Here is an 11779-nt window from a genome sequence, read left to right as displayed (position 1 = left end):
AGAGGTATCGTATGGCTCATAAAGAAACGAATTTGACAGACAATGAGATATTGCGCCAGAAGATAGTGAACCTCCAACACGCATTGTCTTTGGAGAAGATGCGCAGCCGTGCCTATGAGAAACTCATAGAGATAGCCGAATCCGAGGAGGGTATCAGCATCTTAAAAAAAGATGGTGCCAAACAGTAACGGCGCTGCGTGAGGAGTTTCCCGGTGTATCCGTGGAATTCCTCTGTGGGCTGTTTGGCAAGAAACGCCAGTGGTATTACGCAAGCAGCAAGCTTGTGATTTCTGAGCGGCAAAGGCGTAAACTGATAGTTGACAATGTACTCTACTATCGTGCCTGCTGTCCCGGGATAGGCGGTGTGAAACTGCACGTCCTCCTCAAGTCGGAGCTAGGTGAAGATGTTACTCATGGTCGCGACTCCTTCTTAAAACTACTTGCTTCAGAAGGACTTATGCTTCCCAAGAACAAGCGAAGACGTACAACGGACTCCAATCATCCTTATAGGAAGTATCCTAATCTTGTACAAGGTGTTACGGCAATGTATGCTAACCACATTTGGGCAGCCGACATAACCTACGTTTGGATTTACGGCAACGTCCTGTACCTCCATCTCATTACAGATGTTTACTCACATGCTGTCATAGGCTGGTGCTTATCCGAAACCATGGAGGCTATAAATACGAAGGAGGCATTGCTCATGGCAGTTAAGGCAGCCGGAGGAGGCAACCTCTGCGGAACGATACACCACTCTGACAGAGGTTCGCAATACGCCTGCCACCTATATGTTGAAACTCTTATGTGCCACCATATCAGGGTTAGTATGACAGAACGGTACAATCCTACGGACAATCCTGTGGCGGAAAGGACGAATGGAACCTTTAAGGTTGAGTGGATTTACCAGCAGGAGATGTACCGAGATTATGACCAGGCCAACATGGAAATCTCCAAGGCAATAGCCTTCTACAACTACAGACGACCGCATATGAGCATAGGAATGAAATGTCCGATGGATGTCTATAGAGGCGAACAGCCCGGGAGAAATCTTTGGAAAAAGAGATAAATGCTTGCAAAAAAGAAAAATATAAAGTATCTTTGGAACGCCGAAAATATGGCGAACGACGGTCTTATGCCATCTTCACCAAAGGTCCCAGGGGGCATCGAGCCCCCTAAGACCTTGCCGAAAATATGACGGAACTTAGGTGTTGTCCATCTTCTTTTATGCAAGTGCACTGACTTCAAATTTAAACTATATAATGTTAATGTCAAGTCATTCAGTAAATAAGAAAATATTTGACAAGTAAAACAGAAATACATCGTCAGATCTGACAAGTGAATTCAGGAAAAGACATAATGTCCTGAATTTTCTTCATTCGTTTATCCAAAGCTTAGCTTTTGCTTTCCAAAAGGTAAGCTTTTGCAATGCAAAAGGTCATGAATTGGAGTGCAAAAGCTAAGCTTTTAAATCGCAATTAATATCATTCTGATTATCAATGGGTTGTGAAACGTGTCTCAGACATGGTTTTTGTAATATAATTTCATATTGATGGGCGGGTCGAATGTTTACTATCAAACGTCTGTTTACCATCCTCACCGCCATATAACGCCGAGAAATCCTAATGCAGGATTTGAGTTAAATGAAGGCATTTGCAAAAAAAATGTTTATTATTTCTTAAATTTCTTGCAATCGCTCGAGAATTGTTTTATATTTGCAGTCCGAAAAATTGTCGCGAAGAATGACAAAGGTTTACAAACATGGCGAAATGCGTGCTCTTGTGGCATGGTTGCTCTTGGTGGTCTTCACACTGCCAATGGTCGTCAGGGCGTTTCATGTTTGTCAGGCAGAATCGGACGCGGAGGAAAAGGTAAGCGTTGTTCTTACCAGTCATCATGCCGCCGGTCATCATGCCGAAACTTGTCCTATTTGCAACTTTACGTTTTTTAGTTTCTTTCATCCGGAAACCATAAAAGTAGGAGCGTTTATTCCCACTTATATCATTGCGGTGATTCTTTTCACCGTGGCAGGTTGTTACTTCGCCGGAAAAGAAACCAATGGTCTTCGCGCTCCTCCCGTTTTTGTCCGGGGATAATTCCTTGTTATTTTTATAGAATTGATTTAGACACATCTTTCCTTTGTGTCGGGATTGTCGGCTTGTTGCATCATGTTTCATCAGTGCATCTTTTACCAACGACAAGGCATCACCGATTATAGTTTCGTATCGATTTCGACAATCAAACGGAAAGAGATGAAAAGAAGACGACCTCCGTTCTTTCATTAGTGTGTCGTGAGGAGTGTCGAGACAAAAACAAAAATCAAAGATATGAATAAGACTGTATTGACGGTGATTCTATCCTTGACCCTGTCTTGTGAGGTTTTCTGTCATCCCGCCACCAAGTCCCATTCCGTTGCCTCATGGAATGCTCCGAAAGAACATAATTCGGACACGGCGATTGTAATGAGCAATGTTACGGTGGTGGGCAATCGACGGAAAGAATTGCAGATGCGGTCATCGATAAACAACATACATATAGATCGTGGGTATTTGCAAACCAACTTTTCGGGAAGTTTGATGCAAAGTCTGAACAGAGTTCCCGGAGTAAAAGCCATGAGCATAGGATCGGGACAATCGAAGCCGGCAATTCGCGGACTGGGATTTAACCGTATGGTGGTGGTGGAAGATGGCATCAAGCACGAAGGCCAACAATGGGGCGATGACCACGGGCTGGAGATTGACCAATTTTCCGTGGATAGAGTGGAAATCATTAAGGGACCTGCGGCTCTGCTGTACGGATCTGATGCCATCGGTGGCGTGATAAGTCTTTTTAGCAATTATGTGCCCATGCGAAGCCTTCAGGGAAGCGTTTCGATCTTTTCTCGCTCCAATAACGAGTCGTTGGGACTGTCCGGCAGGATGGAAGGGAAAGCCGGAAAATTCTTTTGGCGTGGTAATTTCACGCTCATTGATTATGCCGATTACAAGGTTCCTACTGATTCCATTCAGTATTACTCATACTATATCCGATTAAAAAACAAGCGTTTGCGCAATACGGCAGGCAAGGAAAGAGATGGAAGTCTGACGTTGGGATTTAAGAATTATCGGTTCAGAACCGACTTGAAGTTAGCCGACACTTACTCGAAGAGTGGCTTTTTTGCCAATGCGCACGGAATAGAGGTAAGGATGTCGGACATTGACTACGACAAGTCGCGACGCGACATCGACCTTCCCTATCAGAGTGTCAATCACTTCATGGCACAGAGCCACACTTCCTATCAATGGGACAATGGGCAATTGGAGTTAAATCTCGCTTTTCAAAACAACATTCGGAAGGAGTGCTCCGAGCCGGTTTCACACGGATATATGCCGAAACCGCAAGGAACGACGGAACGAAAATTCAATAAGAGCACTTTATCCGCTCATCCGGGATTGAAGATAAAACTGACCGACAAGCATGAATTGCAGACCGGTATTGATGGGGAATTTCAACATAACCGAAGGACCGGATGGGGATTTATCATTCCAGACTTCGAGACCTTCTCCGTAGGGGGATATGTCTTCGACCGGTTTACGGTGTCAAAAGATTTGATTTTCAACGCCGGGCTACGTTACGATTATGCCCGGACGCATATACACGATTACAATGATTGGTATAAAACTCCGATTAGTGCTACAGATTCGGTATTTAAGTCAAGAGCGCAAGACATCAGTCGGAACTTCAACGATCTGACATGGTCGGTGGGAGTAAACTATTCCGTTCGCGATTGGACCTTCAAGGCAAACTTCGGAAAGAGTTTTCGCATCCCCATCGCCAAGGAATTGGGAGCAAATGGCGTAAACTACAACATCTTCAGGTACGAGCAAGGAAATTCAAAGCTCAACCCTGAAGAGTCTTATCAGCTCGATGCAGGGATAAATTGGAGCAACGGCGCATTAGAGGTACAACTTGACCCTTACATTAATTATTTCCCGAACTATATTTACATGAATCCCACACCCAATTATTATGAAGGCTTGCAACTTTATTATTATACGCAAAGTCGCGTATTGCGTTGTGGCTTCGAGGCGATGGTGAACTGGAAAATACGAAGAGATTGGGAAGCATCGATAAAGGGTGAGTATCTTTATGCCGAACAGTTATCGGGCGAGAAGAAGGGCTATTCTTTACCGTTCTCCACGCCATGGTCTGCCGAGGCAGAACTAAAGTATCTGTTCTGCTTGAACTCGCCGGAAAACGATGGATATGTATCCTTGAGCGGACATCTCACAGGGGCACAGCACGACATCGTACCACCGGAGGAACCCACACCCGGACATTTCACACTCAACATGACAGCCGGAAAGAAATTTAAGTTTAAGGATTTCAGCTTGAGAATAGGATTGAACGCGGAGAATTTGCTCAACAGGAAGTATTATGACCACACCAGCTTTTATCGTTTGATTGATGTTCCGGAGCCGGGACGCAATCTTGCCGTGATGGTGGGGATAGATTTTTAGAATTAAGCATTTATAAAACATTTTTTTAATCGAGACGAAAGTCTCACAAACAATTACTACAATGAACTATAAATTTTTATTTGGAGCCATTGCGCTCTTAGGTGTATTCATTTTCGCTATGACATCTTGCAGTGACGATGAAAACAACGACACGGCAAAACTGGAATTAACCCATGAGGAAATCGGACACGATGGTGAGGCTACCATCGGTAAAGACATCCATTTGGAATGTCAAATCCTTGCCGAAGCCAAGATTAAGCAAATTGAAGTAGAGATAAAGAATAAAACCGGAAAAACCATGCTAAGCCGGGTGTTCAATACCGGTAAATATGTAGGGGTGTTGGAAACAACATTCCATGAACACATAGACGTTCCCGGTACACTGCCGGAAGGCAAATATGATGTTATTATCAAGGTAACGGACATGAACGGTCAGATGAAATCTGTTCAGGGAGAGGTGAATTTCATAGTAAAAACCGCAGATGTAAAGACAGCTCTTCTCGATCCGACCACCCATCAGCCTGTCACTATGGCAAAAGCAGGCGATAAAGTGCTTGTCAGAGCCGAAGTGAAGAGCATGGTAGAGGGAAAGAATGTTAATGAAATCGAGTTGGAGTTCCATGGCGTGAAAGGAGAATACGAGGTGGAACTGTCGCCGAAAACGTTGGCAAAATATCTAAACAAATCAGCTTTCACTTTTGAAGAGGTGATTACCATTCCAAAGGAATGTAAGGCAGGCGTCTATCATTTCCATTTCACGGTGAAGGCAGCCGGGCATGAGAATACGGGAGAAGTGGAAGATTTTAAGATTAAATAGCAAAAATAACGGCGGATTCATCCGCCGTTTTAATAAAGAAAGGAAAGCAAAATGAAGAAAATCAATTTGTTCTTATTATCAATGACGATAATAGCTTTATTCTTGTCATGTAGTGGAAATGACATAGATGACAGCGTTAAAGATTTGGAGAAGCCCACCATTACCGACGAGGGAATAGTGGCAATGCCTGAAAACTGCCAGACCTATAAGCCGGGAGAAAAGATTCCGGTGAGATACATATTGAAGGACAATATTGAATTGGGCAGCTATAACATAGAAATTCACAATAACTTCGATCATCATAGCCACAGTACATCGGCAGGCGATTGTCCGTTAGATCCCAAAAAGACAGCGAACGATAAGGTATGGATCTTTAACCAAGACTTCACCATTCCCTCCGGATGCAGAACGTTCACCATCCATCAGGACATTGATATTCCCACCGACCGCCAACCGGGCGATTATCATTTCGTGATACGCTTTACCGATAAGGCCGGACATCAGGACTTGAAAGCCATCAGTATCAAACTCATTGCTCCGGCGCAGTGATGGTTTGCCATTCTGAACCAATAATGTCCTAAATATTCTTCATTCGTTTATCCAAAGCTTACCTTTCGCGTTCCAAAAGGTAAGCTTTTGCAATGCAAAAGGTCATGAATCGGAGCGCAAAAGCTAAGCTTTTAAATCGCAATTATTATCGTTCTGATTATCAATGGATTACGAAACGCATCCCGGATGTGGTTTTTGTAATATAATTTCATGGTGATGTCCGGGTCGAATATTCACTGTCAAGAGCCTGTTTACCATTACCTGAATACGATTTGGAGTCATGAGGAGGTATGTGTTATTCGCCATTGAAACAAAATGCATCAAGTCTCATGATTTGATGAAACCTTGTGTGGGGGCACAAAATTATTTAGGACACTATTGATTCTGAACTGAATAATTTGTCGGATAGGAGAAATGAGCAACGAGCAGAAAGCTTTTATCCATTTAGTTTTCACCATTATATATTGCGAGTATCGACAAAAAGTATTACTTTTGCCTAACGAATACAACCGCATAAACATAAGTAATGGTTTTAAACTATATTTGGATAGCTTTCTTTTTGATTGCCTTCGCTTTCGGAGTCATTGGACTATTCATGGGCGATACATCGATATTCCAAGAGATGGTGGATGCTACTTTCGACTCCTCGAAATCGGCTTTTGAAGTTTCACTCGGATTAACCGGCGTGTTGGCACTATGGCTGGGCATCATGAAGATTGGCGAGCGGGCAGGAGTGGTAAACGTATTGGCACGAATGTTGAGTCCCGTGTTTACAAAGCTCTTCCCTGATATTCCGAGAAACCATCCCGTCATGGGATCGATATTCATGAATATTGCTTCCAACATGTTGGGACTCGACAATGCCGCCACGCCCACCGGTCTGAAAGCCATGGCACAAATGCAGGAATTGAATGTGAAGAAGGATACTGCAACCAATCCCATGATTATGTTTTTGGTGCTGAATACTTCGGGGCTGACCATCATTCCCACCAGCATTCTTGCTTTCCGCAGTGCCAACGGTGCCGTTTCGCCTACAGATGTGTTCATCCCCATCTTGCTGGCAACCACTGTCGCCACGATAGCTGGTATCATTATTACATCTGTCTGGCAACGCATTAACTTGTTGCAACCCGTCTTGCTCGCTACTCTCGTAGGACTGATTGGTTTTGTAGGGCTGGTGATTTGGGGCTTTGGGCAGATGGATCAACAAACCATGGGAATGGTAACATCGGTTGCTTCCAACCTCATCCTCATGTCGATTATCGTACTTTTCATAGTGGCAGGCTTTCTCAAGAAGATAAACGTTTATGACGCTTTCATCGAAGGGGCAAAAGAAGGGTTCACCACTGCCGTGAGAATTATTCCCTATCTGGTGGCCATCTTGGTGGCTGTGGGAGTCTTTCGCGCATCGGGAGCAATGGATTTGCTTATTCAGGGCGTCAGAAGCTGCGTGGAGGTATGCGGATTGGACACGCAATTCGTTGATGGTCTGCCCACCGCTTTCATGAAACCACTCTCCGGGAGTGGTGCCAGAGGTTTGATGCTTGAGACTATGAAGCATTTCGGTGCCGATTCCTTTGCCGGAAGATTGAGCTGTATTTTCCAAGGTTCCACCGATACGACGTTCTATGTCTTGGCGGTTTATTTCGGCAGTGTGAGTATTCGCTACACAAGGCACGCGGTGGCATGCGGATTGCTTGCCGATTTGGCAGGCGTGATAGCCGCCATCGGCATCTGCTACGTGTTCTTCTAAACGAAAAAGCAATATTATATAAATGGCAAACTTAAAATCATTGGCAAAAGATACGGCTATCTACGGACTTAGCAGCATAGCCGCTCGCTTCATCAACTATCTGTTGGTACCCATACAAACCGCCAAATTCAATGCCGCGGGAGGGCAATACGGCATCATTACCAACGTTTATGCCTACGTGGCTTTGTTGATAGTGATTCTTACCTATGGTATGGAGACCACATTCTTCAGGTTCATGAGCAAAAAGGGCGAGAATCCCGATACGGTCTATGCTACTACTTTGAAAATGGTGGGTACTACATCGTTGCTATTCATGGCAATTATCATCCTCTTCAATCAGCCTATAGCTTCACTATTGGGTTATTCAGACCATCCGGAATACATCATAGTCATGTATATCACGGTAGCCATTGACGCTTTTGCCGCCATTCCGTTCGCTTACCTGCGCTGCAAGCATCGACCCATCAAGTTTGCCACGTTGAAAATACTGAATATTACTTTCAACATCGTCCTCACTCTACTTTACTTGGTAGTGTTTCCTTCTCTTCAATTTAATCCGTTCGGTATTTACGATGCCCATTACACACTCAACGTGGTGTGGGTGTTCTATATCAATTTGTTCTGCACTCTGCTTACGTTGCTATTGCTTTGGAAAGAGTTGGCAGGCATTCGGCACGAATTCGACAAAACCGTTTGCAGGCGTATGCTTGGCTACACCTTCCCTTTATTAATAATGGGATTGGCAGGACAACTCAACCAATGTGCCTCGCAAATCATCTTCCCTTATGTCTTCGATGGTTCGGCAGCTGAAGCACGCACGCAACTTGGCATCTACGGAGCGTGCATTAAAATAGCCATGATCATGGTCATGATTACTCAGGCCTTCCGCTATGCCTACGAACCTTTCGTCTTTGGCAAGTCAAAGGACAAGGACAACAAGGAAACTTATGCCAATGCCATGAAGTTTTATGTCATCTTTACGCTTTTGGCTTTCTTGTCCGTTATGGCATATATGGACATCCTTCGGTATGTTGTGGGGCGCAGCTATTGGGAAGGATTGGAGATTGTTCCCATCGTGATGGCAGCCGAAATCATGTTTGGCATCTTCTTCAACCTAAGCTTTTGGTACAAGCTCACCGACAGAACGATATGGGGAGCTTACTTTTCCGGCATCGGAGCCGTGGTTTTGATAGCGATAGACCTCCTGTTCATTCCTCGTTTCAGCTATTGGGCATGCGCATGGGCAGGCTTCGTTTCCTATGCTGTCAGTATGTTGCTGAGCTATTACTTCGGTCAAAAGTATTATCCCATCAATTATCCTGTCAGGGAAATCATGTTCTATGTACTGACGGCTCTTATCTGCTTCGGTGGCATCACGGCATCCAACGCCTTCCTTCCCTCTTTGGGCGCGTTGGCAGTGAACACCTTAATTGTCCTGGCTTTTATGGCGATAATCGTAAAGCGTGATTTCCCATTGGCTAAACTTCCTTTTATCGGCAAGAAATTTCAGAAATAGTTTTCCCAATCTAACGAGATAGAATGAAACTCACAACAAAAATCAAGATAATCAATCATTAACAATCCAAATTATTATGAAGAAATCAACCTTAGTCCTTGCCGGTATGATGGCAATGAGCACGGCTCAAGCCGATGAAGGCATGTGGACGCTTTACAATCTTCCCGAAGCTGTTTACACACAGATGGTGGATTACGGATTTCAGTTACCTTGCGACCAACTGTTTAACAGCCCCAATGCCATCAGTAATTACGTTGTAAATTTCTCCGGGTTTTGTTCCGGAGTGGTAGTTTCGCCGGATGGTCTCGTTTTCACCAATCACCATTGTGGATTCGGTGCAATCAACTCCCATTCCACCGTGGAACACGACTATATGCGTGATGGCTTTTATGCCAAGAGCTACAGCGAAGAACTTCCCAATAAAGATATGTTCGTTTCTTTCATGAGAGGACAGGAAGACATCACGAACCGTGTAAATTCCCTTATCATGGGAAAGGACAGCGAGCAGCAAGATGCCGCTTTAGACTCGCTCACCAACGTTCTCACCGATTCTGTGAAACGCATAGACAAGACGCTGCATGTAGAAATAAATCCTTTCTATGAGGGTAACAAATACTATGCTACGACTTATCAGGACTTCACCGACTTGAGATTGGTCTTCACCGTGCCAAAGAGCATGGGCAAGTTCGGAGGCGACACAGACAACTGGATGTGGCCAAGACAAACTTGCGACTTCTCCGTGTTCCGCATCTATGCCGACCCGAAGACAAACGGACCGGCAAGCTACTCGAAAGATAATGTGCCCTATCACCCCGAACATTGGGCGCCGGTGAGCTTACAAGGATACAAGGACAAGGACTTTGCCATGACCATAGGATATCCGGGAAGCACCAGCCGTTATCTTTCATCATACGGCATTCGGGAACGTCGCGACATTGGTAATGCCATAAGAGTGCAAACCCGCACCATCAAACTTGCCATCATGAAGAAATACATGGACGCGGATGAGGCGACGCGCATTCAGTACGAAGATGGATACGCAAGCTCTGCCAACTATTGGAAGAACTCCATGGGTATGAATAAATGTATCGACTCCATCGGACTCATTGCGCAAAAAGCCGAATATGAAGCGAAGATAAGAGAATGGCTCAATGCGCAGGAAACGAAAGATCCCACAACAGATGTGGATTTCAAGAAGTTGGAAAGCCTATATGCTGAGGCTCGACCCTTATCCAATGCCCTAAACTATGCACAGGAATCGTTTTGGAAGACAACGGAATTCTTCAAACGCGCAATCCGACTCAGCCAAGATTTGCAACTCGAAGGTTCGGACGACCGACCCATGAAGCAATACTATCAATTCAAAGACAATAGCAACGAATGGAACTATGCGCTCGACAAAGAACTGACTGCCGCCATGATGAAAAACTTTGCAAAGATGTTGCCGGAAGAGTATCATCCCGCATTCTTCAAAACCGTGAAATTAAAGTTTGGAGGAGATTTCGACAAATACACCGACTATCTTTACAAGAAGAGCAAAGTATTCGTTAAAGGTGCAAAGTTCTATCCCAATGATGAAAAGAAATTCATGAAAGACCCTGCAGTACAAGTAGGGAAAGAACTAATGCATAAGTTCATGACTCTCGCTCTGAAGTCTGCCACCATTCGCGAACAGATACAGGCAGAGGAGAAGAAACTATGCCAAGCAAAACTACAGATGGAAATGGATATGCCACATTACAGTGATGCCAACTTCACCATGCGCCTAAGTTATGGACAAGTGGGCGGATACATGATGGGATTATTCAACAGTGGCTATTACACCACCGCAGAAAGCATGGTGGAAAAATTCAATAAAGCCAATGAAATCGATGATTATAAAGTGGAGCCTGTCATGAAAGAATTGCTCAGCGCAAAGGACTTCGGACGCTATCAAGACAAGACAACAAACAAAATGCAACTCTGCTTCCTCACCAATAACGACATCACCGGAGGTAATTCCGGCTCACCCATGTTCGATGGCAAAGGACAACTCATAGGACTTGCTTTCGATGGTAACTGGGATAGTCTTAGTTCCGACATCAACTTCGATCGCAACCTCGCACGTTGTATCGGCGTTGATATCCGCTACGTTCTCTATATGATGGATAAATGGGGGCATGCAGATCGACTGTTAAAGGAAATCAACCCAAAATAAAATCCTCATGCTTCATTCGCTCAATGCGAAATTGACATAATTCATTAAACCCAAATCGGTCATTAGAAATCACTTTAGTGCTTTTTCTAATGACCGTTATTAAAAACATATCGATGATATGGGCTTGTTATTCAGTAATTTACTGACTAAAAAACCATACTCTGCGAACCCATGACACCACCTGCGCCTGCCCGAGACAAGACAAAAGACAAATATAATCTTTGTTTAGCCGGATCGTTGAAAACGCGAAAATCCTTCCCGGCGATATGGGAAAAATTCAATAATGTCCTAAATTTTCTTCATTCATTTGTCCAAAGCTTACCTTTTGCTCCGTAAAAGCTAAGCTTTTGCAATGCAAAAGGTCATGAATCGGAGTGCAAAAGCTAAGCTTTTAAATCGCAATTAATATCATCCTGTCTTTTCCTGAATTCACTTGTCAGATCTGACGATG

Annotated in this window: 8 protein-coding genes and 1 pseudogene; all 9 read left to right on the top strand. The window is 44.2% G+C overall.

Translation table 11 applies throughout. The features are described 5' to 3' along the window. A pseudogene (locus E0E16_RS13675) lies at nucleotides 1-188 on the top strand (hypothetical protein); the annotation flags it as partial. Between the two features lie 32 nt (nucleotides 189-220). Next, complete coding sequence (locus E0E16_RS10570; RefSeq protein WP_240048166.1) at nucleotides 221-1066, top strand: IS3 family transposase; 846 nt, start codon at nucleotides 221-223, stop codon at nucleotides 1064-1066. A 673-nt stretch (nucleotides 1067-1739) separates the two neighbouring features. Then, nucleotides 1740-2093 carry a hypothetical protein gene (locus E0E16_RS10565; protein ID WP_130830279.1) on the top strand — a complete coding sequence of 118 codons (354 nt, stop codon included), beginning with the start codon at nucleotides 1740-1742 and terminating at the stop codon, nucleotides 2091-2093. A gap of 231 nt (nucleotides 2094-2324) precedes the next feature. Next, a complete protein-coding gene (locus tag E0E16_RS10560) occupies nucleotides 2325-4496 on the top strand; it encodes a TonB-dependent receptor (RefSeq protein WP_130830278.1) in 2172 nt (723 codons plus the stop codon). A 61-nt stretch (nucleotides 4497-4557) separates the two neighbouring features. After that, entirely contained in the window at nucleotides 4558-5313 is a 756-nt protein-coding gene (locus E0E16_RS10555; protein WP_130830277.1) for a DUF4625 domain-containing protein, read from the top strand. Between the two features lie 51 nt (nucleotides 5314-5364). Further along, nucleotides 5365-5862, top strand: a complete 498-nt coding sequence (locus tag E0E16_RS10550) for a DUF4625 domain-containing protein (RefSeq protein ID WP_130830276.1) — start codon at nucleotides 5365-5367, stop codon at nucleotides 5860-5862. A gap of 526 nt (nucleotides 5863-6388) precedes the next feature. Beyond that, nucleotides 6389-7615 carry a nucleoside recognition domain-containing protein gene (locus E0E16_RS10545; RefSeq protein ID WP_130830275.1) on the top strand — a complete coding sequence of 409 codons (1227 nt, stop codon included), beginning with the start codon at nucleotides 6389-6391 and terminating at the stop codon, nucleotides 7613-7615. A 22-nt stretch (nucleotides 7616-7637) separates the two neighbouring features. Next, nucleotides 7638-9131 carry an oligosaccharide flippase family protein gene (locus E0E16_RS10540; RefSeq protein WP_130830274.1) on the top strand — a complete coding sequence of 498 codons (1494 nt, stop codon included), beginning with the start codon at nucleotides 7638-7640 and terminating at the stop codon, nucleotides 9129-9131. A 76-nt stretch (nucleotides 9132-9207) separates the two neighbouring features. Then, nucleotides 9208-11328 carry a S46 family peptidase gene (locus E0E16_RS10535; protein WP_130830273.1) on the top strand — a complete coding sequence of 707 codons (2121 nt, stop codon included), beginning with the start codon at nucleotides 9208-9210 and terminating at the stop codon, nucleotides 11326-11328. Nucleotides 11329-11779: the final 451 nt, after the last annotated feature.

Source organism: Prevotella rectalis, from assembly GCF_900607215.1.
Classification (GTDB): Bacteria; Bacteroidota; Bacteroidia; order Bacteroidales; family Bacteroidaceae; genus Prevotella; species Prevotella brunnea.
This window is presented reverse-complemented; position numbering and strand designations above follow the sequence as displayed.

Bases quoted from the DNA above. Each gene is read 5' to 3' on its own strand.
- E0E16_RS10555 (WP_130830277.1), top strand. From the start codon at position 4,558: ATGAACTATAAATTTTTATTTGGAGCCATTGCGCTCTTAGGTGTATTC.
- E0E16_RS10535 (WP_130830273.1), top strand. From the start codon at position 9,208: ATGAAGAAATCAACCTTAGTCCTTGCCGGTATGATGGCAATGAGCACG.
- E0E16_RS10565 (WP_130830279.1), top strand. From the start codon at position 1,740: ATGACAAAGGTTTACAAACATGGCGAAATGCGTGCTCTTGTGGCATGG.
- E0E16_RS10550 (WP_130830276.1), top strand. From the start codon at position 5,365: ATGAAGAAAATCAATTTGTTCTTATTATCAATGACGATAATAGCTTTA.
- E0E16_RS10545 (WP_130830275.1), top strand. From the start codon at position 6,389: ATGGTTTTAAACTATATTTGGATAGCTTTCTTTTTGATTGCCTTCGCT.
- E0E16_RS10540 (WP_130830274.1), top strand. From the start codon at position 7,638: ATGGCAAACTTAAAATCATTGGCAAAAGATACGGCTATCTACGGACTT.
- E0E16_RS10560 (WP_130830278.1), top strand. From the start codon at position 2,325: ATGAATAAGACTGTATTGACGGTGATTCTATCCTTGACCCTGTCTTGT.